This is a genomic window from Shimia sp. NS0008-38b, assembly GCF_040370365.1.
Lineage (GTDB): Bacteria > Pseudomonadota > Alphaproteobacteria > Rhodobacterales > Rhodobacteraceae > Shimia.
The window spans coordinates 649,051-674,946 of record NZ_BAABWQ010000004.1 but is presented as its reverse complement, the minus strand read 5'-3'; the positions used below and the strand labels follow the sequence as shown (position 1 = coordinate 674,946).

General features: G+C 55.1%; 20 protein-coding genes. 10 read left to right on the top strand and 10 right to left on the bottom strand.

Annotation, left to right across the window (positions count from 1 at the left end; translation table 11 throughout):
* Positions 1-36: 36 nt before the first annotated feature.
* Positions 37-1,002 carry a LysR family transcriptional regulator gene (locus ABWV47_RS20030; RefSeq protein ID WP_353315112.1) on the bottom strand — a complete coding sequence of 322 codons (966 nt, stop codon included), beginning with the start codon at positions 1,000-1,002 and terminating at the stop codon, positions 37-39.
* Positions 1,003-1,112: 110 nt separating this feature from the next.
* Here ABWV47_RS20030 and hisD point away from each other — a divergent pair, with 110 nt between their 5' ends.
* A complete protein-coding gene (gene hisD / locus ABWV47_RS20025; protein WP_353315110.1) occupies positions 1,113-2,417 on the top strand; it encodes a histidinol dehydrogenase in 1,305 nt (434 codons plus the stop codon).
* Positions 2,418-2,423: 6 nt separating this feature from the next.
* On the opposite strand, the gene ABWV47_RS20020 is transcribed toward hisD, so the two are convergent.
* Positions 2,424-2,744 carry a hypothetical protein gene (locus tag ABWV47_RS20020; RefSeq protein ID WP_353315109.1) on the bottom strand — a complete coding sequence of 107 codons (321 nt, stop codon included), beginning with the start codon at positions 2,742-2,744 and terminating at the stop codon, positions 2,424-2,426.
* 199 nt (positions 2,745-2,943) lie between these two features.
* Between ABWV47_RS20020 and ABWV47_RS20015 the strand changes: the two genes are divergently transcribed.
* From ABWV47_RS20015 to ABWV47_RS20005, 3 genes are read left to right on the top strand one after another with little or no spacing between them, the layout of a single operon-like run.
* Positions 2,944-3,264, top strand: coding sequence for an antibiotic biosynthesis monooxygenase family protein (locus tag ABWV47_RS20015; protein ID WP_353315108.1), 321 nt, complete (start codon positions 2,944-2,946; stop codon positions 3,262-3,264).
* Between the two features lie 45 nt (positions 3,265-3,309).
* Complete coding sequence (locus tag ABWV47_RS20010) at positions 3,310-3,717, top strand: universal stress protein (RefSeq protein ID WP_353315106.1); 408 nt, start codon at positions 3,310-3,312, stop codon at positions 3,715-3,717.
* Positions 3,718-3,739: 22 nt separating this feature from the next.
* The gene (locus ABWV47_RS20005; RefSeq protein ID WP_353315105.1) at positions 3,740-4,240 is read left to right on the top strand and encodes a hypothetical protein; all 501 of its coding nucleotides are present in this window, start codon (positions 3,740-3,742) and stop codon (positions 4,238-4,240) included.
* A 96-nt stretch (positions 4,241-4,336) separates the two neighbouring features.
* Here ABWV47_RS20005 and ABWV47_RS20000 read toward each other — a convergent pair whose 3' ends face one another.
* A complete protein-coding gene (locus tag ABWV47_RS20000; protein WP_353315103.1) occupies positions 4,337-4,747 on the bottom strand; it encodes a VOC family protein in 411 nt (136 codons plus the stop codon).
* Between the two features lie 109 nt (positions 4,748-4,856).
* On the opposite strand from ABWV47_RS20000, the gene ABWV47_RS19995 reads away from it, so the two are divergent.
* Positions 4,857-5,150 (top strand): TFIIB-type zinc ribbon-containing protein, encoded by a 294-nt coding sequence (locus ABWV47_RS19995; RefSeq protein ID WP_353315102.1) that lies wholly within the window; start codon positions 4,857-4,859, stop codon positions 5,148-5,150.
* A gap of 16 nt (positions 5,151-5,166) precedes the next feature.
* Here the strand turns inward: ABWV47_RS19995 and ABWV47_RS19990 are convergent, their stop codons facing one another.
* The 4 genes from ABWV47_RS19990 to uvrB all read right to left on the bottom strand — a co-directional run bounded on the left by ABWV47_RS19990 (position 5,167) and on the right by uvrB (position 9,344).
* Positions 5,167-5,802, bottom strand: coding sequence for a hypothetical protein (locus tag ABWV47_RS19990; protein WP_353315100.1), 636 nt, complete (start codon positions 5,800-5,802; stop codon positions 5,167-5,169).
* Between the two features lie 72 nt (positions 5,803-5,874).
* Positions 5,875-6,321 carry a hypothetical protein gene (locus tag ABWV47_RS19985; protein ID WP_353315099.1) on the bottom strand — a complete coding sequence of 149 codons (447 nt, stop codon included), beginning with the start codon at positions 6,319-6,321 and terminating at the stop codon, positions 5,875-5,877.
* A 128-nt stretch (positions 6,322-6,449) separates the two neighbouring features.
* Positions 6,450-6,920: a hypothetical protein gene (locus ABWV47_RS19980; protein ID WP_353315097.1), complete on the bottom strand. Its 471-nt coding sequence runs from the start codon at positions 6,918-6,920 to the stop codon at positions 6,450-6,452.
* Between the two features lie 234 nt (positions 6,921-7,154).
* Positions 7,155-9,344 (bottom strand): excinuclease ABC subunit UvrB, encoded by a 2,190-nt coding sequence (gene uvrB, locus ABWV47_RS19975; RefSeq protein WP_502959725.1) that lies wholly within the window; start codon positions 9,342-9,344, stop codon positions 7,155-7,157.
* Positions 9,345-9,862: 518 nt separating this feature from the next.
* Between uvrB and ABWV47_RS19970 the strand changes: the two genes are divergently transcribed.
* From ABWV47_RS19970 to ABWV47_RS19960, 3 genes are all read left to right on the top strand, one after another.
* The gene (locus tag ABWV47_RS19970; protein WP_353315096.1) at positions 9,863-10,174 is read left to right on the top strand and encodes an ETC complex I subunit; all 312 of its coding nucleotides are present in this window, start codon (positions 9,863-9,865) and stop codon (positions 10,172-10,174) included.
* Between the two features lie 133 nt (positions 10,175-10,307).
* A complete protein-coding gene (locus tag ABWV47_RS19965) occupies positions 10,308-10,952 on the top strand; it encodes an alpha/beta family hydrolase (protein ID WP_353315095.1) in 645 nt (214 codons plus the stop codon).
* Between the two features lie 513 nt (positions 10,953-11,465).
* Positions 11,466-18,986, top strand: a complete 7,521-nt coding sequence (locus ABWV47_RS19960) for a LamG-like jellyroll fold domain-containing protein (protein ID WP_353315093.1) — start codon at positions 11,466-11,468, stop codon at positions 18,984-18,986.
* A gap of 571 nt (positions 18,987-19,557) precedes the next feature.
* Here the strand turns inward: ABWV47_RS19960 and ABWV47_RS19955 are convergent.
* The 3 genes from ABWV47_RS19955 to ABWV47_RS19945 form a co-directional block, all read right to left on the bottom strand.
* A complete protein-coding gene (locus ABWV47_RS19955) occupies positions 19,558-21,291 on the bottom strand; it encodes an ATP-dependent nuclease (protein ID WP_353315092.1) in 1,734 nt (577 codons plus the stop codon).
* Positions 21,292-21,603: 312 nt separating this feature from the next.
* Entirely contained in the window at positions 21,604-22,977 is a 1,374-nt protein-coding gene (locus ABWV47_RS19950; RefSeq protein ID WP_353315091.1) for an MATE family efflux transporter, read from the bottom strand.
* A 6-nt stretch (positions 22,978-22,983) separates the two neighbouring features.
* Entirely contained in the window at positions 22,984-23,682 is a 699-nt protein-coding gene (locus tag ABWV47_RS19945; protein WP_353315089.1) for a GntR family transcriptional regulator, read from the bottom strand.
* Positions 23,683-23,838: 156 nt separating this feature from the next.
* On the opposite strand from ABWV47_RS19945, the gene ABWV47_RS19940 reads away from it, so the two are divergent.
* Positions 23,839-24,933, top strand: a complete 1,095-nt coding sequence (locus ABWV47_RS19940; RefSeq protein ID WP_353315088.1) for an ABC transporter ATP-binding protein — start codon at positions 23,839-23,841, stop codon at positions 24,931-24,933.
* 4 nt (positions 24,934-24,937) lie between these two features.
* Positions 24,938-25,888, top strand: coding sequence for an ABC transporter permease (locus tag ABWV47_RS19935; RefSeq protein WP_353315086.1), 951 nt, complete (start codon positions 24,938-24,940; stop codon positions 25,886-25,888).
* Positions 25,889-25,896 lie beyond the last annotated feature (8 nt).

The following is a 25,896-nucleotide window of genomic DNA, read 5'->3' as shown; positions in this document are numbered from 1 at the left end:
TCAATAAAACCTTTGACCGGTACACAGATGCAGCTCTTAATTGTCCAAAACGCGAAACTCGCGCTCCAACCAAGGGAGCTTGGTTACAGCTGGTGTCACCATATGGCTGCGCAAAAGGTTGCGCATGGTTTGCGCGACATCTCGGGGCACGGTGTCGGCCCAGTCGCCGCTCGCCAAAAGCGAGATCGTCCGGCTAAAAGGGGCAAACGGCAGCGGGTGGGCCTCAACCTGTTCATGAAAGCGTGCAGCACGCAAATAACCAAGTGGCGTGGTGATAGCCCAGCCAATCCCGCGCGACACCATCGCAATCAGCGAGGGGTTGGATCCAATTTCGAAACGCTGCGGGATATCGAGTTTGCAGCGTTTCAAATGGGCCTCAATTTGGCGTCCTATCAGTTGTTCCTGACCATAGCGCAGCATCGGCAGATCCTGAAGGGCGGCGATTGCATCACCCTGCGCAGGCACCTGTCCGGTAGGGGCAACAAGCACAAACGGGTCGCGCATCAAAGGGTACTCGGTGATCCCATCGATCACCTCTCCCGAACTGGCAGTGATCGCCAAATGCAGATCGTGATCCCGGATGGCTTCAGTGATCTCGTGACTGGGGGCGGTCACCAAGCGGAACCGGCATCGGGTCATGGATTCTGCCAATGTGGTCACGAGGCGCGGGGTCAGATCATTGTCGAAATCATCGATGATACCCAAAGACAATTGTGTGAGGTGGGTCAGGTCCATCACAGTGAGTTCCGATTGCGCCAGCCGCAGTTGCGACAGGACCGCGCTGGCGCGGGCAAGGTAGGCGCGCCCTGCTGGCGTGAGCTGCATTGGCCGCTTGCTATGATCCAAAAGGTCGGCACCAACCGCGCGCTCCAGATTGCGAATCTGCTGCGATACGGCGGGTTGCGACAACCCCGTGCTTTCCGCAGCCTGTGCGACCGCTCCGGTGGCGGCAATCGCCTCAAACACTTCCAAACCGCGCAGCGTGATACCTTTGTTCAACATTTCCGATCTCCGGTAGATTTGTCTTTTGTGAATAGTGTGCCCGGTTCGGTCAAGGAAAGAATGGCGGTGATACGCCGACCTTTTACGGATATTTTACTCAGGAGACCTCGATGCCCCTCACATATTTGAAACGCGCAGGTGCACATATCGCTGAGGCCGGGCACATAGATGCACGCGCGACGGTTGCCGACATGTTGGCTGAGATCAAACTGGGTGGAGAGGCTGCGGTGCGCGACTACGCCGTGCGCTTAGACCGTTGGGAAGGCGAGATCGTCGTATCACGTGATCAAATGGCACAATCCGAGCAATATGTGCCCACTGATCTGCGAGACGCGATGAAGTACGCGTATGAAAATATTCGCCGGTTTGCGGAGGCGCAAAAGGCCAGTCTGAACGAATTTGAAATTGAGCTGCGCCCCGGATTAACCGCGGGGCAACGTGCCATTCCGTTGGATGCGGCCGGCTGTTATGTGCCTGGCGGACGTTACAGCCATATTGCAAGCGCCTTGATGAGCATCACAACCGCGCGCGTGGCTGGAGTGCACAATGTGACGGCTTGTTCCCCCCCACGTCCCGGTGCAGGCATTCCCGCGCCGATCTTATACGCGATGTGGTTGGCGGGGGCGGACCGAGCGTTGGCCTTGGGCGGTGTGCAGGCGGTGGCCGCCATGGCAGAAGGGCATTTTGGTGCTGGGAAGGCTGATATTTTGGTGGGGCCGGGCAACCAATACGTGGCTGAGGCCAAACGTCAGCTTTTTGGCGAGGTCGGCATTGATATGTTTGCAGGGCCAACAGACGTTTTGGTTCTGGCGGATGCAACTGCCGATCCAGAGTTGGTGGCTTGGGATCTTGTGAGCCAAGCGGAGCATGGCGGCAATTCTCCGGTGTGGTTGGTGACGGATGAACGCTCAATGGCGGAAGCCGTGATGGCTTTGGTTCCGAGATGTTTGGAGACGCTTCCACAGCTCAATCGTGCGGCGGCAACAACGGCGTGGGACGAGCGAGGGGAGATTGTGCTGTGTGCGGATCGGGAAGAAATGGCCGGTTGTGCGGATGCCTACGCGCCGGAGCATTTGCATGTGCAGGCCGCGGATCTTGAGTGGTGGCAAGACCGGCTGCGCAGCTATGGTTCACTGTTCTTGGGCGCACAAACCTGTGTGAGCTTTGGCGACAAGGCGGCGGGACCCAATCACGTGCTTCCCACCGATCGGGCCGCCCGCTACACCGGTGGGCTCTCAGTTCACAAGTTCTTGAAAACCGTCACATGGCAGAGGGTTACGGGCGAAGCTGTGCCTGATCTGGTGCAGGCCACCTCGACGATTTCTCGGTATGAAGGAATGGAGGGACATGCGATCAGTGCCGAATTGCGCAGAGGCATTTCACCATATCAGGAAAAGCGTGCTAGCGTCGGGTGACGTGGATCAGCGCAGGTGTTTGCAGTTTGCGGTTACGTTTTCCCCGAAGGATTTGTACCGTTTCCAAAAAATCTCGTGACTGCGACGGTCCGACTGCCGGATTTCCTGCGCTTTATGGGGTTCTTTGATAAAGCTTGCTGCCAGCCGTTGATCTGCACCAGACAGTGATTGATTGGCCACTTTCTGAATGCAGCGACACATGGAGCGAGTTGCGCCGTCACGGTCAGAGCGCAAGCACGCCCGCCGCATCGTGCTTGCATCAGCAAACTGCGGGGTCAATGGAACAAAAATCGCCGCTATCAGCAGCGCGCTTAGAAACTTGGTCATGACTGCCTCATATCTTCACCGACAGTCGTGGATTTTCCATCATTACTGTGCGGCTGTAACCTGCCGCCAATATGCGGCAGATGGCGCGGTGATGCAATCTCCAGTGCGGATCACAAAATGGTGTCACCATTGAGCATGGGAAAATCTGTGGTCAACTTTGGTTTGGCTGGTCTAAGCTATCTCAAAAGCAGGAGGAACTATGCCTAAGATTTCAAAGGAAGCGGACCTTCAAACCGTCATCACAACATTTGAAATGACGCCGGGCACCTGTCAGGACTTGATGGATGCTTTGACCGATGCCTATGAGGGTTTTATTTCGAAGCAGCCGGGCTTTATTGCCGCAGGGCTCCATGTGAATGACGCGCAAACCCGGATCGCCAACTACTCACAGTGGCGCCGGCGGGAAGATTTTCAGGCTATGCTTCGGACCGAAGAGATGCGGGAGCGTAACCGCAAAATTCATCAGCTGTGTCGCAGCTTTGAGCCCGTCATGTATGACGTTGTGATGGCCTTTGATTGACCATAAGCTATTTTGGAAGCACGCGCGTTTGGTGGAGGAGACAAAATGTACAAACATATCTTGGTTCCTGTGGCCTTTGACGAAGATCACGACCCGTCAGAGGCTGTTGCAATTGCAGGGCGTCTGATTGCGGATGACGGTCAGGTCAGTCTGCTACATGTCATGGCAAGTGTGCCAAACTATGTGATCAACTATGTGCCTGAAGGGTTTCAGCGCGAAGCGCAAACAGCCATCGTCGCAAGTTTGGAAGCCATGGGCGCGGATTTGCCCAACGCGCGCGGCGTGGTTCTAGAAGGCAGCGCAGGGCGCAGTCTGGTGAAGTGGGCGGCGCGGGAGGGGGTGGATTGCATTGTGATGGCGTCCCATCGTCCAGGAGTTCAAGATATTGTTTTGGGCAGCACAGCGTCACAGGTTGTACGTCATGCCACCTGTGCGGTACATGTGACCCGGTAGGCTCGGTCAGAGAGGCAAAATGATGGGTATGTTCAAGCTGTTGCGCGGAGCGCTGGTCGGGGTGGCTGTGATGCTGGCACACCCAGTGGTGGCTGAAGATGACTTCGGCTTCTCTGATCAACAGACCAAGCGCACAGTGGACACGTTCACCTATGGTGTTGAGCAATGCGCCACGGTGGATGTTGTGTTCCGCATCGATTGTCTCCGCCAGACTTACAGCCAAACTGTACGTGTGATTTCAAAGGCTTCGGTCTATTGGGAGGCTGAGGTGGCGTTGACCCGTGTGAACCGCGGGCTCTACTCCTATGTACGCGCCAACACCGATGACAACATCAGCAGGGTGCGGGTCAATGGCGGGCGGATCAAGGCGCTGACCGACGCCTCTATACCGCAGGCAACGGCGCTCTACTTTGATGCCGTGGACAAAGCGGCGGCGGTGATGCGGGGGGGCTCTCCGTCAGAAACACGCTATTTTGAGCCGATTGCGGAAGCCATTTTGGCGTCTAAGGCGCTGCTACAATAAGCGGTTAACGCCGTGCACGTCGCCTGAAAAACCGACGTCTGCATTGCGGCTGTATCACGTCGGTATTGCGTCGGTGCCTGTGCGGGTGTCGAGCGGTTAACCTTTGGGCGCAGGTTTGAGATCTTCGGGCACTTCATCGCTGTGAAAATCCACGTGCAGATGATTGCCGTCTGGATCAAAAATGTTGACCTGAACGATGGGAAACCCGGGCGGGAAGCCAAGGTAGAAGTCCACGTCATGCGCCTTGAGTGTCGCGAGAAACCCCGGCATGTCAGTGGCGCCAAACGCGGCATGTTCCAAGGCAATGTCACCCCCGCCAGAAACCAACGGTTTGTCGGAGCCCACCAGATGCACAACCGCTGTGTCGCCGAGATACATCCACGCACCGGGGAAACCGAAATCCGGACGCGGTCCGTTGGTCATGCCAAGAACCTGCTCATAGAAGCGGATCATGACGTCGAGGTTCTGGGTGCCAATATTGGCGTGATCAAGTGTGTGTAAAGGCATGATCAAACGGTACTGATAGCGATAACATCGGTCAAGCTCCCCAATTGTACGGATGACAATTCGTTTGCCGGTCCTATCTGAGAGGAGAAGCAAACGAGGAGAACGCTTGATGAAATGTCCAGTGGATGGAGCAACGTTGGTGATTGCCGATCGCAACGGGGTGGAGATTGACTATTGTCCGACATGTCGCGGGGTTTGGCTGGATCGCGGTGAGCTGGACAAAATCATCGAGCGTGCGAGCGCCTATGCGCCGCCACCGCCACCACAGGCGGAGCCGCAGCGTGGTTATGAGGGGCGCGACTATGATCGAGAGTACGGCCGCGACCACGACCGGCGTTACGACGGCAAGCCACGCAAAAAGAAGAAAATGAGCAGCTTTTTGGATGACATCTTTGATTTTTGAGGCCTCAGCAATTTAGCTAGGGCTTCAGCCAAATCTCAAAGTGTTCCGGACCAACACGCTGTTGAAATCCATTGACAAACCGCACTCCGTCGGATGCGATGCCAACCTCTTGCGCAATCTGCTCGGCGGTTTGTTTTGCGGACTTATGAAAGTAGCGCACTTGGTCAGAACTCACCGCAATGGACACGTTCTCGATGCCGGGAACGATTACGCCCTGTGCGGTGAGTTCATTGCCCATTCTGGAGGCCTCAGCCTTGCGACTGTCTCCAACGACATGGAGAAAGACCACAGATCGCTGATCGCTGAAGGGACTACCCGGCACCGCGCTGCCCGCAGCTTCGGTGACGCGGCTTGTGTCTTCTAGCGCGGCCACGGCACTGTTGCGTTGTTTCTCCGCGACATCCAATTGCTCCAGGAGAGGGCTTAATGTGTTCTCATTGAATACCAGCGCGACCACACCGGCGGTTGATGCCAGCGTTGAGACCAAAAAGACGGCAAAGAGTTGTTTGCGCGTGTCCTCCGGTAACGTCCTAATGCCTGCAATATGCAGCAGGACAAAAATGCCGCAGAAAACAAAGAACAAAACCGCAAAACCCGCGATGATCGATGCACCGTAGATGGAAACGGATGTTAGTACAGAGCTGTTGGCCATGAGAAATCAAAACACATAAATTAATTCCTCTGACGGTAGCGGTCGCGTCCAGTCAGGTCAACGAATTTGGGGTCAGTACAGATAGGCGGCTGTACAGTCGCGGAACTTTTGCACCTCTGGGGCTGCGCCCTTGAGGGGGATGGTCACGGTTTTGGCTTCGGTAAAAGCTAGGGCCATGGTGTTGAATTGCAGCCCGTCGAGCACATTGTCAAACCCGCTGTCGGCGACGTTTAAGGTATGGCCGTTGTTGGTCAGCGCGTGTTGCGGTGTGGAGATGATGATTTCATTGGGGCCGATGAAGCGCATGGCGAACCATGGGGTGGGCTGCCATGGCGCGGATGTCTGCGTGATCGCGAGGGTGTAGAGCGGTTTGCTTGGGTCGTAGGTGAGGTGGATGTGAGCGTCTGCGGTTTCATGGGTAAGGGTGCAGATGTTGTCGGTGGTGGCTTCCCAAGCGGCGGCGGGGGAGGTGAGGAGGGTGAGGAGGAGGGCGATGCGCATGGGGGCGAGCGTAGCCATAGCGTTGGTCTGCGTCGAGATGGTGCGTTTCACAAACGCATGATGCAGAGCATCATGCCGCGCCCGACCGCCCCCCACGGGAGGGCGCGTTCGCTTCCTCCCGAGGTCGGGCGCGGCGTTTGTGGCATTCACAGCCCCAAACTTGTAAGCTTTTGATCCCAATACTTCCTTGCCGCTTCAAGCAGGTCGTCCAGTAGGTATCTTTGCCCTTGATCATCTTCGACGTAGAGGCCAGCCTGTTTGAAGCCATTCGAGAAGGCCCTTGAGAAGCCGCCGTTTATTTCCGTTTTGGATATTTTGGGATGCTTGTCGTTCAGCGTTCTGTGTTTTTTTGCATTGGCTACTGCCCGCAATAGAACAAGTTCAGGACAGTCTTGTTTTGCGTCATCTATAACGCTTCGCGAAGCTTTTTTCTCGTTGGCGAATTGGCCAACTACCGACGGATGTTTAGACACCCAATCGCACAACGACCAGACGCATATTGCCGCCTGTTGCCCTAAGCTGGCTTCCTGCGGCTCCTTTCGGAGCCTGTCAATAGCTGTGACCAACTGATCATAGTGATCTCGTGGCGAGTCTTGTCCAAAGTTCAGGGACATCATTTCAAATTCTCTTTCGTTGTTTCAGCCCGGAACAAGGCGCTCTGCGCCGCCGGGCCAGCGCCGGACCGGCCCATTGGGCCGGCGCTTTTGCGAGGGGCGCGACCGCTGGATAGGGCGGGAGACACGTGGCGAACATAAAGTGCCAACTTGGAGTGTTAGATGCGCCGGCCCCCGGTCCGGCGCTGGCCCTCTGTTGTGCGCGTGGCGGTGCGCAGTGAATGCGCACCCTACGGGCTACCGCCCCCGCCGTTTCACATTCCCACCGCGTTGCCCAGCTCGGCCCGCCATCGATCGGCCTTTGCTCTTGGTGGCTTTCTCTCCCGCCGCCTTGATCGCATATTGCCGCGCCATCGGATCGTCAGCGACCGCGAGATCCACCGCCTCCAGACGTTTGACCTCATCGCGTAGGCGCGCGGCTTCCTCAAACTCTAGGTTCTCTGCGGCTTTGCGCATGTCGGTGCGCAACCCGTCCAGCACCGCCTCCAGATTGCCGCCGTGCAGCGGGTTGTCGATTTTGGCGGTGACGCGGCTCTGATCTGTGTCGCCTTTGTAGAGGCCAGAGAGCACATCCTCGACGTTCTTTTTGACGGTCTGTGGCGTGATGCCGTGTTCTTCGTTATAGGCGATCTGTTTGGCGCGGCGGCGCTCGGTTTCGCCCATGGCGCGTTCCATGGAGCCTGTAATCCTGTCGGCATACATGATCACGCGGCCCTCGGCGTTGCGCGCGGCACGGCCAATGGTTTGCACCAGCGAGGTTTCAGAGCGCAGAAAGCCCTCTTTGTCCGCGTCCAGAATGGCGACAAGGCCACATTCGGGAATATCGAGCCCCTCGCGCAGCAGGTTGATGCCGATCAGCACGTCAAAGGCCCCAAGGCGCAGGTCACGCAGGATTTCGATGCGCTCCAGCGTGTCGATGTCACTGTGCATATAGCGCACTTTGATGCCCTGTTCGTGCAGGTACTCGGTGAGGTCTTCGGCCATGCGTTTGGTCAGCGTGGTCACCAGCGTGCGGAAGCCATCCGCCGTGACTTTGCGCACCTCATCCAGCAGATCATCTACTTGCATCTCGACAGGGCGGATTTCCAGTTGCGGCTCCAGCAAGCCCGTGGGGCGGATCACCTGTTCGGCAAACACACCGCCGGCCTGTTCGATTTCCCACGCGGAGGGGGTGGCGGAGACAAACACCGATTGCGGACGCATGGCGTCCCATTCCTCAAACTTCAGTGGGCGGTTGTCCATGCAGGACGGCAGGCGGAAGCCATGTTCGGCCAGTGTGAATTTGCGCCGATAGTCGCCGCGGTACATGCCGCCGATCTGCGGCACCGAGACGTGGCTCTCATCGGCAAACACAATGGCGTTGTCGGGGATGAATTCAAACAGAGTGGGGGGCGGTTCCCCCGGCGCGCGGCCGGTGAGGTAGCGCGAATAGTTCTCAATCCCGTTGCAGAAGCCTTGGGCCTCCATCATCTCAACGTCAAAATTGGTGCGCTGCTCCAGCCGTTGCGCCTCCAGCAGCTTGCCTTCGTCCACCAGCTGATTGAGCCGCTGACGCAGCTCCTGTTTGATGTTGATAATGGCTTGGTTGAGCGTGGGTTTGGGCGTCACATAGTGGGAGTTCGCATAGACGCGGACCTGCTCAAATGTGTCGGTCTTCTCACCCGTCAGGGGATCAAACTCGGTGATGCTTTCCAGCTCCTCCCCAAAGAAGGAGAGCTTCCAGGCGCGGTCTTCCAGGTGGGCGGGGAAGATTTCAAGGCTGTCGCCACGCACCCGGAAAGAGCCACGCTGAAAGGAGGCGTCGTTGCGGCGGTATTGTTGCGCCACCAGATCGTTGATGACTTGGCGTTGGTCGTATTCGCCCCCCGCTTTGAGGTCGAGCGTCATGGCGGAATAGGTTTCCACCGAGCCGATGCCGTAGATGCAGGACACAGAGGCGACGATGATCACATCATCGCGTTCCAACAAGGCGCGCGTCGCCGAGTGGCGCATGCGGTCGATCTGCTCGTTGATCTGGCTCTCTTTCTCAATGAAGGTGTCAGAACGCGCCACATAAGCTTCGGGTTGGTAGTAGTCGTAGAAACTGACGAAGTACTCAACGGAGTTCTCCGGAAAGAAACCTTTCATCTCACCGTAGAGCTGTGCGGCAAGGGTTTTGTTGGGGGCCAAAATGATCGCCGGGCGTTGGGTTTCTTCGATCACTTTGGCCATGGTGAACGTTTTGCCCGTGCCGGTTGCGCCAAGCAGGACCTGATTGCGGTCGCCGTCGTTGATGCCACTGGTCAGTTCTGCAATGGCGGTCGGCTGATCCCCTGCAGGCTCAAAATCCGTGTGCATCACAATGCGCCGCCCGCCTTCCAATTTGGGGCGGCGTTTGGCACCGGCACCGGGGCTGTGCATCATTGGGGCGTTGGCAGCGTCACTCATCAGGTCTTCCAATTGCGGTTCAGATCGCGTTCCCCTGATTTTGGTCTCTTTTTGTTCTTATGCAAGAGCGAAAGCACGGGAAGTGCGAAGGTCATGTGAACGCACATGTGTTGCGATGCAGCAAAAACTACTTTGCATGTGCAGAATATTCTGACTGCGTGGTCAGCGATTTTAGGTATGATTGACGCTGCGGCATCCAATGGATTGGTGCTTTTGGTATAATGTATCGGTTGATTTTGAAATTTTAGAACAAAATCCCAATACCAGTCGAAATTAAATGTATGTTGCGCTTGCCAAAGGATTGGCTTGATCGCTATGTTGAAACGGCAAGCAGTTGGGCAAATCGCTCTGTTCAAACCGCACCTACACCCCTCGCTCCCCGCGGCTTGGTTAGGCGATCCAACTGCTTGCAAGCCTTCTCCTGCAAAATTTGAATGAATGCGCCGGACTCTGTGCCATTCTGCCACTTGCCGCAGCGTGCAGAATCCACGATAAAGCGCTAAGCCAAGGAGAGCCTTATGATTGCGCGTATCTATCAGCCAGCCCGCACGGCCATGTCTTCCGGGACTGCCAAGACCCACCAGTGGGTGTTGGAATACGGCCCGTCGGAATCCAAAGACATTGACCCACTGATGGGGTGGACGGGGTCCGGTGATACACAGAGTCAGGTGCGGCTGAAATTTGACAGCAAAGAAGCTGCGGTGGCCTACGCCCGCGAGCAGGGCATTGATGCGCAAGTGGTGACACCAAACAAGCGCAAAGCAAACATCCGAGCCGGTGGTTATGGCGAGAACTTTGCGACCAACCGCCGAGGCGCTTGGACACACTGAGACGTCGACTAAAACGGACTAAGCATGTCGCGCAAACGGGCAGAAGCACCCGCGATATCTGTCGATTTTCATGTGTTGGGTTTGTGATGGGAGGCGCCTAAGGGCGCCTTTTGTATGTCTGGATGGAGGGTGCATGGCCGAGATCGATTTCCTTATTGATGATACTGAGGCGGCGGATACGCCGACCTTTCTGTTTGCCCATGGGGCGGGCGCCACCATGGAGGCGCCTTTTATGGGGATGGTCGCTGAGGGGCTGGCCGCACGCGGCATTCGCGTCGCCCGATTTGAATTTGACTATATGGCAGCGCGACGTCGTGGCGGCCCGAAGCGACCACCGCCAAAGGTTGAAATACTGCAGCAGGAATACCATGCTGCGGTGGCAGCGCTCCGATGTGACGGCCCCTTGGTGATCGGTGGGAAATCGATGGGAGGACGCGTTGCAAGCCTGATTGCAAACGACCTGCGGGCTGCGGGCGCAATCGACGGCCTTATGTGTCTAGGTTATCCGTTTCATCCTCAGGGTAAGCCTGAAAAGCTGCGGACCGCGCATCTGGCAGAGCTGACGGTTGCCACGCTGATCTGCCACGGCACACGCGACCCTTTTGGGACGAAAGAAGAGGTCGCTGGCTATGATTTGTCCGAAGAGATCGAACTTTTGTGGGTTGAAGACGGGGATCACGATTTGAAACCACGCAAACGGGTGACCGGGCTGGACCATGCGGCGCAATTGAAACGCGTGTGTGACGTGGCAGCTGCTTGGATCCGGCGGCGTTGCTAGTCTTTGTTGATCAGCGGGCGACGGTGCCGTCCGGCCCGAAATGAGCGGGTATTGCGCGGCGAACACTGGCTCTGTGCCGCAGTCCTTCAGGCTGGATTTTGCAAGAGGGGCACACTCTGAGTGCGGAAGAGTCACGGACCACAAGACATCCCCACACTGCGCGGCACGCTAATGGGCTGAGCCGTCACGGACACGCTCCGGTAGCTTTTGCGCGCGTTCACAGCGGCGATGCGAACGTGTCCTGAGGTACTGTGCCACATCCTACGCGCGCAGTGATTTGGGGGGCGCTCGGTTTGTGAGCGGCCGTTCTTTCACATCAAACACCCGTTTTGTCACCGAAGGATCTACAGAGAGCCCTCGGAATTTGTTTGGTTTTTTTGAATGGGTGGGCTTAGGTGTCACTATTGCTAATTGGTTAATTTTTCAATGCACGCTTGGTCGGCACGTCGTGTCGGCAATTCCAAAAAATGATTTGATCCAAGGGATTCTGATATGTTCTTGCAGACAGACAACATGCCCCCAATGCTCCATGTCAGCAGCATTGCCCATCAAGGCAAGGTCGTGCTTGTCGCCACAGCAAAAAATGGCGCGCTGTTTTACACGGTCAAACAAAGTGGGTTTGAGGAGAATGCACGATCTCGTGCGGCGGACCAAGATACCGGTTGGGAAGGTTGGAGACCCTTGCCGCTCCCGGGCGATTTCCTCAACGAAGACGGCCACCAAGACGTCGAAACCGAAGACCAGTCGGTCATCGCTCGGGAACGAAAGAAATACGCAGTTCCAGAAGGCAGCGATGCGTTGCTCCTCCAGTCGCGTTATCATTCCCAAAAATTGACAGCGCCAGAGCCGGTGCAATTGGTGTCTGGTCTCGCCCATTTGTTCGTGTTCCGCCAATCCACGTCCAAAACCCTTTTGGTTGACAGGTTCGTGTTGGATGGCATGACCAACAAGCTTGTCCGAAAGTTGGAAGTCCGGTTCAAACGCAGCCGCGAACGTTATGAACCCCTAAGGGATCAATCCGGTGCGAATGGCAGCACGCTCAAAACCATAGATTCTCTCGACTTCAAGGATGAAAACAAACGGCCATTCTTTGAACCAACGCAGGAAATAAGCCATATCGGAACGCTCGAGAACGGCCTGTTTTCTGTTGTTTTGGTGCCAACCGACGATCATGATGTCAGCCGCTGGCATATTTTTGTGTGGAACGCGGACCTCAAAAAGGTGGAGTCGTTTTCCATTCGGGCCACTGAAGAACAGGTGTTTGATATCAGTGATCAGTTTGTTGTGTATCCCGCGCCTGCGCGTATATCGGGCATCATACGGCACAGCTTTGACCTAAATCCTACAGATGGCGATTTTGATGTCATATCAACGCCAACAGGTCTGGCGGCCAGTGTGTATGATGTGCAGGCCGAGCGGGAAACGACCGCCGGACCGCAATTGATGCGAGAGCAGCGCCGGATCATGCTGGCGGTTGGAACGCCCAAAGGCATGATAACGCTGGGATTTGCTCTGGCCAGTGATGGAACAATGTCCCGGATCAATACCGAGGCTGAAGGCATGGCTGATCCGTTGCGGTACGACCGCCGTGATGTGATCTTGCCGGTCACAACCTTGGACGATGTTACGCCAGTGGGCGATCTTGACCCACCTGCGCATGGTGCGATCGCGGCGATTGAACGCGGTGACATGGACCGGATCGTCGTGACGTCGGATGTCACGATTGCGCCGGAGAAGTTCCGCGCTGGAGACATGTTGCGCATCAAGGACAACACCTCGGTTGATGGCATGTACGATGATGCCAATGTGCAGGAGCCTGACTCGTTCGCGTTGCCGATGAGCAAGCGCCCGCTTGGCACCTGGACGCAGATCAAGGCCACGCAAACCGGGCAGTTTTCCGACGGTATGATCCTGGGTTTGGGCCAGCGTGATGGTGCAATGGTGGTGAACGCCCAAGGGCACGGGCTGAACACGGGGAACCCCGTGCAAATTCAGGGCACAGACAGCCTGGACGGACTGCACCAAATTGAGAGCATTGAAGGTGACAAGATCACCTTGCGGCGCAAATGGCAGGCGGGCGACGCCATCAACATCAAGGCGCAGAACGCCAACCGTCGCGGACTGCAATTCAATGGCCCCAAGGCACATATGGTCACGTCTGATCTGGGGCTTGATGACCCCGCCAAACATGATGCTGCGGGGATCACACTGGCGGCATGGGTGCAGATTCCTGCAGATGCAGCGGTGGCCCGGACCCTGTTTCAGCAAGCGGATCAAAGTCTTGAGCTGGTTCTGGAAGAGGGGTTTGTCGTAGCCAATATCCGTTTGCGAGACGGGGTGGTATCGATCAAGGATCCGACACCGGCACCGATTGATGAATGGGCACATTATGCGGTGATCGTGGCCAATACTTGCGGTTACAAAAAGCCAGTCCAGACCACTCTTACCCTGATCAGGGATGGCGAAGAGGTTGCACATACGGGTGATTTGCAAGGTCCTGCGCTGCCAATTGAGCAGACCCCTGAGCGCGGCGGAGAAGAGGATGTTGGCCTATACGTCGGGGAACAGACCGATCTTGAATATTGGTGCGCCAAATACGCAAACGCGATTGCCATCAGTGGCGAATGGGCGATTGTCGGTGTCAAATCGGCTGGCCCGAAAGTCGAAACCAACTTCAACAGGCGCAGGCGCAAGTCGTATCACAAAGGGATGGTGTTGTTTTTCCGTCGCTCAGGCGACACATGGGCACTCCACCAGAAAGTTGATTTACCCGGACTCGCGGAAGGAAAAGGACTCTCGTGGGAAGGCGGCTTTGGCCACAGCGTCGCCATTGACGGAAACACCGCCGTGGTGGGTTCAGAAGTGATGGGTCCTGTCAGGTTTTACGAATTCAACGGCGATACTTGGGAATTGGATTTAAATTATTTCAACGAAAGAAACAGCGATAACTGCGTCGAAGGGTTTGGCTATTCTGTGGCAATCCACGACGACACTGTACTGGTTGGCTCACGGCTGGAAAATCTACATCTTCGGGGCAGGACCGGCGGACCCGGCGTTGTATACATCCTGAAACGGGAACGTTCGGGCTCTTCGGGGCCAAAGGCCCAAAAATGGCGTCGAATGACAAAATTTACGCCGAAGCGATTGGAGTATGCAAGCAGTGTCGGCGTAGGTGCGTGTTTTGGCCATGCTGTTGCGATGTCGGCAAACATGGTCATGGTTTCCGCCGTGAATGCATATGGTGGCGGACAAGTCTTCATATATTCGTTTGATAGTGGCGCGAAAGAAACCGGCGAGACAGCTTTCAAAGGTGGTAGTCGCATTGGGTTAAAAGAAATACAAACGCTTTCAAGATCAAGTTCACGTTCGAGAGATTATTTTGGGGCCGCTTTGGCGATACAAGGGGACGCCGCCCTGATCTCGACGATCGCAGAAGATCGAACAGGCAACATTCAAGTTGGTACAGTTGCCAACGGTAAATGGGAATTTGTGCAGACTCTGTATTCTACCAAACGACAAGAACGCTCGGATTTTGGGCGATACATGGCAATACATGACGATTTTCTTGTCGCTGGCGCTCCGGGGAGCAGCAAAGCACTATCGGTTAAACCAAGCATTGAAACTTTTGGCTTCATAGGCGGAACGTGGAGAAGGCTTCAGACATTGAGGTCTGATCCGAAAATTGATGGTTATGAGATCGGCGAAATCGATTTTATGGGTTTGGCCACCAAAACGACTTTGTTCGCCGCCCCAAAGTCTCTGAGGAATACCGCCGTTAAGGGCGAGAAGGGGGAGCCCCTGCGAAGACCGCGTGATACGTCGTTTAGCGTTGCTGGCTCGGGAAACCTTTCTGACCCTCAGGCCGGGACGCTGAAGATGGCCGAAGTTCAGATCTGGAATACGGCGCGCACGGTGCAAGACATCAAGTCTTCGATGTTTCTGGTCATGAACAGCGTTGATCCCGACCTTGCCGGGTATTGGCGACTGGGTGGCGTTTTGCCCGGGGATCCCGCAACCGTTGTCGATTTTTCTCACTCTGGCAGAGACGCTACGATCCATGGCGATGCCTTTGTTGCCGACAGGTCGCTTGACCGACATCTGAAGTCCGAGGTCAACGGCAAGCCCGCGCCTGCAATAAGCTATGTGAACAACGATCTTGTGGCAGTCACCGAAAACGCCAATTACGTTGAACGGTTTGAATTCAAGCTCGACAAAGGCATGCCCCCGCCAGAGGATCTTTTCAAATTTCAATATTGGGGCAAACGCAGCCATGCGGCGGTGAAAACAACCCCAATCGAAAAAACTGATGCGCCGCAGGCTGCCATCGACTTTGCCGTGTCACAGGAAAAATTCACACGAGTCAAAAACACCGACTGGTGGATCGCCAAATGCAATTTCCGCATTCCCAAAGATGTGAATCTGTTGCGGTCCTTTGGCATTTGCGCGGTCAGTGATGATGAGTCTTGGTCAAAAATGCACGTGCGTAACCATTCCGTTTCCTGCATCTCAAACAGCATCACCGAAGCGCACTATCAAGATACGGTGCCGCTTGCCAAACATGCCGACGATACAGAGGCCGTTGCGGCGTTGGTCGATCTGGATAAAGAGGAAAAGTCAGCAGGCTATCTGTGGCGTGAACGCCAGATTATCCAGATGCAATTGCACAATCCAGACGGCTTTGCGAAAGAAATTGCAGACCTTGAAGTAAAGATCACAAACAAAGCCAATGACATCAAAGACGATAAAGAGCCCAGGGCTAAACACGCCAATGACCTGATGGCGCTGACCAAAAAGCGAGTAACTCTGTATTATAATGATAATTTTGGTCCTGACTCCCCGAACAAAAAGTACCACGCCTACATAGGCAAACTCGATTTCCACACCACCGGGTGGAACAATATCACCACGTCTGTCCGAGTTCCCGCAGGACTGACTGTCACATTGTATGATGGCGTCAACCAGACCGGAGAACATGCAAAGATCACCACAGATGATCCCAACGTTGGACATTCGCACAATTTCAACGACAAAACTTCCTCGCTTTGGGTCAAGACGGCAAAGGACGAAGAGGGCAAAGTCTATGGGTCAAAAGCCGCAGTGAAATTGGCGTTTGACGCCGCACATACAAATCTTAATCTTGCTTGGAGCGATCTGAAGGAGCTGCAGGATCAGCTGAAGGACAAGCAATCTAAGTCGAAGTTGGGCCGAGACACACTTGAGGCGCGCCTGATAGAAATTGATGAAGAGCTGTCGGATCTGGCTGCCAAGATGGCGATGCTTAACAAGACCGTCACGGACGGCATCATCAAGGTTTGGGGCACCCCGCAGGTGATGGAACAGATCCACGATGATCGTGGCTTGGTCACAAACTCCGCAATATTGGTTTCGGCGCGCCCCAAAGGGCGCATCACCGCCCTTGATACCTGTCAAGGCAACGTTCAGTTCAGTTTTGTCGATACAGACAACCGCACGCGGCACGTGCAATATGATCCCGTGTCAGACAGCGAAAACGCCATAAGTGAAGCATGGTTGCCCGAGGGGCTGCGCGCCTGTCTCGACGTAACAAGCAGCTCTGGAAAGGTGCGGTTGGCGAAACCGGTAGAGTTGCACTCAGAATGGACCTTTGAGGCGTGGGTGCTGTTCCCATTGATCGGGCAGAGCAACATGGACTGGAGCCCGGATCCCTACATTTCCTGCCTTGCGGGCACCAGCGATGGCGCGCAAGGGGTGATCGCCGCGCGCTATGATCCGAATACAGATGCTGAAATGCTGGGATCGGTTTTCAAATCCGCGAAAGGGGCGCCGAACTTCGTTTCATCTGGATTTGAGGTGAGCAGGCTCAAGGCTGGCTGGCATCACGTCGCCGTGGCGGCCGACCACAACCAAATGAAGTTTTACATCGATGGACGGCCGGTATCAGCGCCCGCTGAGGATCAAGTCCAAGTGATCGCCACCCCGAAAGAACTCGGCAGGCTGCAGATCGAAGTCATCGGCAAGTTGATGCCGTATCGGTCGTTTGGAAAATTTGCCGAAGTGCGGGCTTGGAACCATATGCTGCCGGATCACGAAGTTGCGGCAAATGCCGCAGCGGTATTGTCAGGACACGAGCCTGGCCTGGTCATGTATCTGCCGTTGAATGAGGCTCAAGGCACTACAACAATTGACGTCACAGGCAATGGGCATGATGGGTTTGTGAACGGTGCGGTGTGGGCTGGCTGCTCAGCCCCAATTGGCAAGCGGCCTGATGGAGACACATCAATCTGTTGTTATGAATACAGTCACATCAGCCGTTCAGGCGCCAAGAAAGTTGCGATGATGCGGCGCGGCTTTGTCAGCCCAAGTGACGGGCAGATTGATATTGCGCCTGACCGGCCGATTGAAGAGCTTGAACTTGTCTGGGTCGGAAATTGTCAGTTTTCGCCCACTTTGTTGGGGTACATCGAAGGGGCCCCACCGTTGCCCAGCGAAAACCTGACGGAGAAATCTGATTACTCAGGCGCCACATCAGTGACGCTGACAAATACAAGTGATGTGAGCTACAGTTGGGACCGTTCAGAACACGCCGGCGCGGGTGGCAAGGCCGAGTTCTTTGTGGGGGCATCGACGACAGAAAGCACAGGTGAGGGGATTGGTGTAACTCTGGTGACCAAATTTGCAGAAGACAAGCAAGGGATCACCGGCGAAATCGCGACAGGGTATGCAGAAGTCGCCAAGAGCCATATCGGGTCCAGCGCGCGTCTCACCGAGAGCAATAGCCTGTCGTTGCGTGGCACGCAGGAACGGCAGGCTAAGTTCGAAAATCTTGGCAAACGGTTCGTCCCCAAAAATGTGGGCTATGCGCTGGTGATCTCTGGTTTGGCTGATGTGTTCATCACGCGTATGCGGCGCAGTGGCCGGATGGTTGCGTATCAGATTGAGCCGGTCAAAGATGTGCCGCCTGACGTGAATACCATCACCTTTTTGTTGAACCCGGCCTACACTATGGCGGGCAGTCTGGATGGTATGACGGGCACGCGTGCGACCAGCGATCGCTTCTTCAAACATGTGCCGGACATGCGCGCGCAATTCGGGTCGAAATACCCGGCAAGTTTCATGCGGCTGGACGAGGCCTATGATCTGAAATCACAAATCGACCGACAGGACAAACAGCGCGCCGCCTATTTCGAAAACTATCAATCTCATACGGTGGATGCGGCGTCTTTGAGCCGGGAGGCAAATGCGGGCGCAAAAATTGGCGACGTCAAAGTGACACGAGACGTTGAAAAGAAACCAGAGACCGCTGATCAAACGGCGGATGAAAAACAAGCAGAGGTCCAGGCGCACATTGCCAAACTGAAAGGTGATGCCGCCGCAAACGTCGACAAGACCAGCGCTGAGGCCAAAGAACGTGAAGCCGAAATCAAAAAACAGATTGCGGCGCGCAAAGATCGCGACAACGCCAGCACGGGTTTTGCCTATTGGCAGAAAAACATGGAAGCCATTCAGGCCAGATCGGGCAAGCGCAATCTGGTAAACAATTATGTCTGGGATGCGGACGGTGGGATGCATGTGGAAAGCCAAAGCTTCGCAAATTCGACGCAGCACACAATTGGTGGCGCATTTTCGATGAAGGGCGGCCTGGGCGGCTCAGGCGATTTCTTCTTTTCCGGTCTTGGGACCAGCTTAGAAGGGCAAGCGACGTTCAAGCTTGAGCAAACCATGACCAAAACAGAAAAGCACACCGACGGGTTCGGTTTGTCGGTGAGCCTATCCGGTGTTGAATCCACCGGGATCACAGATCACGACGACTACCCCCTGCATCCGGGAGAGAAAGTGGACCGCTACCGGTTTATGAGTTTTTATCTGGATGGGTGCACCAAGAACTTCAACGACTTCTTTGACTACGTGGTGGACCCCGAATGGCTCGCCAGCAATGACGAAGAGGCCCGCGCCCTGCGGCAAGCGCAAGGCAAAGCCAATAAGACATGGCGGGTCCTGCATCGTGTGACTTACGTCGAAAGACCCGCCCTGATGGGGTTTGGACAAGATGGCTAAACCTGTGTGTCGGCGCTGCTGCGGGGGGGGGGCGTCGCGCACATCGGACACGGCGGGCCGTCTGCGTTGTTGCGCCCCATCGGACGCTTCGGCGCGGGCAGGGGCGCTGTGTGCGCTTTGCCCGCCTGTGGTAACGATGCGCGCAGGCCCGCGACACTGTCGCTTGCCCCGTCCGCTTGGCGCCAACATGCCTGAAGGGCCGCTAGAAACGCAGGCAGACTCCCGCTGAGAATGCATAAAACGGGACGCTTGAAGGCGCGGATGAGGCTGCGCTTCGACGTGTGGCGGTGCTGTGACATAGCCAATTGACCGCCTCCCTGATTGCGGGCCCTAACCCCGCCGCCGGACCTGCTCGCGTCTGCGGGCAACGTCAGCGTTCTCGTCAGAAGATCAAAGGTTATTGAGCGGGGCGCGCTCATTTGCTGCGGTTTGCCCTTTTGGCGGCTACGCGCAAGCAGCAGGCTTTGCAAAGTTTGGCGAACGGCTATTCTCAGCCCAAAGCAGCCATTGTATCCTTGCTTTGGGAGACGGTACTGACTTTCCCTACATTTGCGATGAACGACTTCAATTGTCAGAATTCAGCCATTTGAGAGACTAGAATTTTCACATCCCCATGGATTTCATCTTCACTCATGGTCGTCCAAACGTCCATTGTAGAAAGCTTCAATTCCTTGAGCTTCCGATTTAGAGGATCCTTGCACTGCATGTTATCGAGTGGGCCATCTGCATTTGTGTAATCAAACATAGGAGCAAGCCCCATTTCTTCTTCCCACCAACTCTTGAGGTCTTCCGCTCCTATATTCGCTGCACGCGCGATAGCTTGCAAAACGAAAGCATAGTTTTCAATTTCACGCCGCCGCCAAGTACGAGAAAAGAAGCATTCTTCTTTGTGATTGTCTGATTTATCGCGCAACGTCGTTTCGCAGACTTGATTGATTGGTTTTTCATCTCTGTCTCTAAGGCTTATTGCCTTAAGCTCAGGGATTGCAGACTTCAGTTTCAAGTAGAATTTTCGCCGCTCCTTGTGGCTCTCAGTTGTTGGGTAAAAGGTAAATTCGGGGAGCGTTTTACCAAGCTGTTTTGCGACGGTTTGGAGTACTTTGAAGTCGCTTTCGTTCTCGGCAAAAAAGACGCGTTTGGATTTCCTAAGTTTATCAATAAAGGGGTCGTAATCTTCCCCAAGCCCTGCAAAAAGGCTCGTGCGTTGATGCTCTTTGACCAAGTATTTAGGCCTCTTCGAGTTGAAGCCAAAGATCTCTTCAACCGGACTGGTTAAGAGCACTTCTCGGGAATGTGTGGCCATCAAAACCTGCTTGTTATTTTCACGCAAAAGCTGTCGCAGTTCATCCATCAAAACACTTTGCAAAGACGAATGCAGGTGGGCATCAGGCTCATCAAGCAGTAAGACGTCATGCTCAGGATTTACGGCGTATGCATAGACGCAAATCCACTGTAAAGCGCCAGACCCCTCGACCATCAAATCACGTTTCGCGCCAGATTTTGTGTATCTGTTCGTAGTCCCATTCCACGTAATTGGCTGAACAAAAACACTAATGGAAGTGTGATAGGTTTCATCATAGTCCCCAACCACGAGTTCCACCTCAAAGGTCCTTCGAAGGGCTTCCTGTAGCCGTTCCCAAGGGTCTGTCGCGCGAAGTTCTCTCAAGTCTTTGGAAGAAATTTTCGCCTTGCTACCCTTCAGTTTGGTCCGTGCTTCGTCATTTCGATTTCGAAGATCCAGCAGAATATTCCTTAATATCGAGCCAGCCATGCCCCTGCCCAACTTAGCTCGCCGAATGGCTTGAGTTGCATACGGTTCTCGCGCATCAAGTCCCGCGACTGGTGGCAGGTAAAGTATGTTGGGAAGATGCTTGACCAACAAAAGGCTCGAATTCTCGGCCTTAATGAAAAGCCTATCATTGGTGAATGACAATTTGATGGTAAGCGTTTGCGCTTGTTTATCGGCATCCATCCAATCCACCTTAATAGAGAGACTGTATCCATCTGTACCGTGCCCACCAGGTTTCAGCTGGCACCATAGGTGCTTAAGGTCCGGAAGGTTGATGGGGCTAAAGTTTTCTTCAGATATCCCTGTGCCTTGACCGCTATATCCCGACAAAACTGCGGCATCACCTTTGGATTGGCGAAGAACAAACACACAAAAAGACCAAACAGCTAGAGCATGCAGCAACGTGGATTTCCCACTATTGTTTGGGCCTGCAAGCAAACTTATTCCTTCGCCCTTAAGTGCGAAGTTACCGGTATGAAATTTCTTAAAACGAATTAATTCAATATTTGTAATCATTTATCTCGCGGCTCAGAATAAACGCCATTAGGTTGAACTTAATCGCGACGCACCATTTGGTAAAGCGATGTTTCTAAAAAATTGCCCTCCCCACTGAGCGTTCTTTTCAACAAACTAGCGTTTCGGCATCCGAAAAAGGAATTGCAAACCAACGAAAATTTTGGAGTGCACTAACGGCGCATTGCGGCCATTGGCCTACATGGGGCGGGACATCTTTGGGGGCAGGACTTGCCCTGAGGCGGGTGCGCTAGCAGAGATCAGTCACATGTGATGCCACGCATGGGGCCAGCGCCGCGCGTTTGAGACAAGGTCTCACGGATCAAACCGCGCGTGTTTCCAACTCCCGGTCCAAAGGCGCCGATGAAAGGGAAAGAACTTTATGATCTCCTCGACCAACATCAATGACAACACCAAGGTCGCGGATGCTTCGAACCAGAAGACGGCGAGCGCTGTTGCTGGCACGCGAAAAAGCCATTGGGTCCATACAAAAATATGCATGACATAGACGGTGTCACCGCTTGCCCGAAGCGTGTTCCCACAGATGGCGTTGGTGGCGCGCGGGAAGGCGGCAAGCACCAAAACCGGCAGAAAGCTGAAGAGTGTTGCGCGGGTCTGGGTGGTCAGGTCGCGATACAAAAAATCCACCGACAGGCAGAGGGCGACAAAGACCAGAGACACCAATACAGCACTGGCAAAGGCGCCGCGCCATGCGGTTGAAAGGAAGCGGTCGAGTGCTGTTTCTGTCGCGCCGCGCCCCAGCAACTGTGCCACGAAGATGCCTGTTGCCTGTGTCCATTGCATCGACAGTTGACCCACCAGCAAATTCCACGGTGCGATCAAGGCCAATGCAGCAAAATCCGTCAAGGCCATGCCGGCGTAGATCATTGTGCAGACATGGGCTGCCAAAGTGGCGCTGATAAAAGTGGCTGCAATCGGCAGGGCGAACGCGAGGTGCCGACGCAGTGTTGGCAGGAACCCTCCCTGACGCCAGCCCCGCACCTGTAGGAGGTGACGATCACTTTGATATAGTCGCAAAGCGAAGAACAGAACCTGCACCAGCGTTGCGAAAGCGCTGCCCATTGCGGCGCCGCTTATCCCAAACGCGGGAAGCCCCCAATATCCGTGGATCAGGGCAATGCTAACCAGAATGTTTATGGGGACTGAGAGCGCGTAGCCGTAGAGGGGGATGCGTGTTTTTCCAATGCCGTTAAAATAACTGGACAGGCATTGGCCAACGGACTCAAAGAGCACCACAAGCACAAAAACGGACAGGTAATTCCACGCGTGTGTGACAACATCCGGTGACGGAGCCAGCACACCAATCAAGCTCTGTCCAATGCCAAGCAACAGCAGCCCGCCCGTGCACCCGATCCCCAAACTTATCGTCAGCCCACTGGCGAGAACCGACTTTAGAAAAACCGGATCACCGGTGCCAAAAGCTTGGGCGGCGCGGATCTGCATCGCATGGGCGAAAGCAAAAATTGTGCCCAAGATAATGCCGCCAATGGCCACCGCGAGGCCCATCGCGCCCACAGCGGCTTCGCTGAGAGACGACACCAGCCAGCCGTCGATGACGACCACCCCATGCAAGAAGATCGCCTTTAGTGTCATTGGCCACGTCAACGCGAAGATTGCGCCGTAGCCTGGGACTGTGGACGGGTGGGGGGACTCTGTGGTTTTGGTCACAGGGGGTCAGGGCAGCGAGGGTTGCGGTTCGAAGTAGTTCGCATTGCTGGTTCTGATCCGCTCGATGGTGTCATCGAGACGGGAAAAATGCGCCAGACCTGCGGCCATTGCCACCTCAGCATCATGTGCTTTCACGGCTTCGGCAATCTTGCGGTGATCTTGGACAAGCACCGGCATTTGTTGCTCTTTTTCCAGACCAAGAACGCAAAGTCTGTCGACCTTTGTCTTTTCCGCCACGATCACGTCATAGGCGAATTCAGCCTTTGCGATGTCGCATAGTATTTGGTGGAACTCGTAGTCCAGCCGGGCAAATCCATCCACATCAGAAGTCTGGGCCGCTTTTTCCTGCGCGGCAATGGCTTCGTCGAGGCGGGCAGCACCGAAAGTGTCACAATGGATGCAGGCACGGCGCAAGACTTCTGTCTCAACTGCCACGCGGACAAAGCGAGATTTCTTGATTTCACGCATCGAAAACCGTCGCACTTCGGTGGCGCGTTTGGGGCGGATTTTCAGCAATTCCAGATTCGCCAAGCGACTGAAGGCATCGCGGACAGGCTGTCGTGACACGTTAAAACGCGCCGCGATTTCCGCCTCCGAAATTCGGTCGCCGGGGCGCAGCCGCAGGGTCAGGATCTCCTCATGGAGAAAATTAAAGATTGCATCGACGCTCGTGCGTCCACCTGTGAGTTCTTTCGTCTGCACCATAATCCATCCTTCTGCGGCAACCCTACATGACGCAAGGGGAATTGCAAGCTGGTATACTAGACTGGTATTCCAGATTTCCATCTAGTATACCAGATCGAGAAAGCGACGAATCATCTTTCGCAAGATGACTTGGGGGGGGCATTCGGGAGGAGAAGAATGGCAGGCGTAAATCTCAGCAGCATCGTGAAGTCTTATGGCGCTTTACAGGTGGTTCACGGAATTGATCTGGAGGTTGCGGAGAAGGAGTTCGTGGTGCTCGTAGGCCCTTCGGGTTGCGGGAAATCTACAACTCTCCGCATGATCGCGGGGTTGGAAGAGATCACCGCTGGCGACCTCACCATTGACGACCGCCGTGTGAACCGCGTTGCGCCGAAAGACCGAGACGTGGCCATGGTATTTCAGAACTACGCGCTTTATCCGCACCTCAACGTGGCTGAAAACATGGCTTTTGGTCTGCGCATCCGCAAGATGCCAAAAGAGCAGATCAAAACCACCATTGATGACGTTGCTGAGGTTCTTGGCCTGACGCCATACTTGCAGCGCCGCCCAGCGGATTTGTCGGGTGGCCAGCGCCAGCGGGTCGCCATGGGGCGTGCAATCGTGCGCCACCCAAAAGTGTTCCTCTTTGATGAGCCGCTTTCAAATCTTGACGCAAAGCTGCGAACCCAGATGCGTGCGGAGATCAAAAGGCTTCACAACCGCCTTGGGGTAACGTCTGTTTATGTGACACACGACCAAGTCGAAGCCATGACACTTGCTGACCGGATTGTGGTTATGAACGACGGGGCCATTGAGCAAGTCGGCACGCCAATGGAGTTGTTCAACCACCCCGCAAACACCTTTGTGGCCGGGTTTTTGGGCTCTCCGCCTATGAACATGGTGCCCGGTGTGCTGACCCAGACGGGCGCTCGCTTGGCGGGCGTGGAAATTGGTCTGGGGGCGCAGTATCACGGTCAGGCAGGGCGCGAAGTCATTGTTGGAATTCGTCCAGAACACGTCACGTTGACGGCCACGCAAGACAGCTCTCCATTACCTATCGCCCTCGATTTGGTTGAACCGCTCGGCTCAGAAGCGCTGCTTCATGCTCATTTCGGCGCTGCCGAATTGGTCTTCAAAGCGGAAACCAATGGCGACATTGCCCACCTTTCTGGGGTGAGCGAAGTTCATGTGCCCGCCGGTCTGGTGAAGGTTTTTGACGCAGCAACTGGCCGTGCCCTTGAGGGGCAAACCAAAGCTGCGAAAGAGGGCTGATAGCATGAGCGAACACGGCCCCACCCACAAGAGTACGAGACACGATCGCTGGATACGTTTGATCGATCACCTCAGGGCGGATTGGCAAATCTATCTGATGTTATTGCCGACCATCGTCTGGTTTCTCGTCTTCCTCTATAAGCCGATGTACGGGCTCCAAATTGCGTTCAAAGACTACTCGATTTTCAAAGGCGTCGCGAACAGCCCATGGGTCGGTCTCGAGCATTTTCATACACTCTGGGACAATGACCAGTTTTGGCGCGCGGTGACAAACACCATTAAAATCAGCGCTCTAAATCTGCTCTTTGGTTTCCCCGCACCCATTATCCTTGCGTTGATGTTCAATGAAGTGATGAACGCGAGCTATAAACGCACAGCGCAGACAATTGTCTACCTGCCGCATTTCATCTCTTCAGTCATCATCGCGGGTATCGTCATCACGGCGTTTTCGCCCACAGCGGGGATCATCAACACGTTGATCGGCTGGTTCGGCCTTGATCCGATCTATTTTCTGACCCAGCCGGAGTGGTTCCGACCGATCTTTGTTGGGACGGGCATTTGGCAGGAAGCGGGCTTTGGCTCCATTGTCTTTCTGGCCGCCATCGCAGGGGTAAACCCGTCTCTCTATGAGAGCGCGGTGGTGGATGGTGCCAACCGCTGGCAGATGATGTGGAAAATCACCATTCCGTCGATACTTCCGACCATCCTGATCATGCTGATCATCCGGATTGGCAATGTGATGGAAGTGAGCTTTGAGCTGGTGATCCTGCTCTATCAGCCGGCCACCTACGCGACCTCTGATGTGGTGAACACCTGGGTCTACCGCCAAGGTCTCCAGTCGGGTCAATACGATCTAGCCGCCGCTGCGGGTCTCTTCAACGCCATCGTCGCCTTTGTCCTTGTGATGTCGGCCAACACGCTGTCGCGCCGCTTCTCGCGCACGTCGCTCTGGTAAGGGGGGGG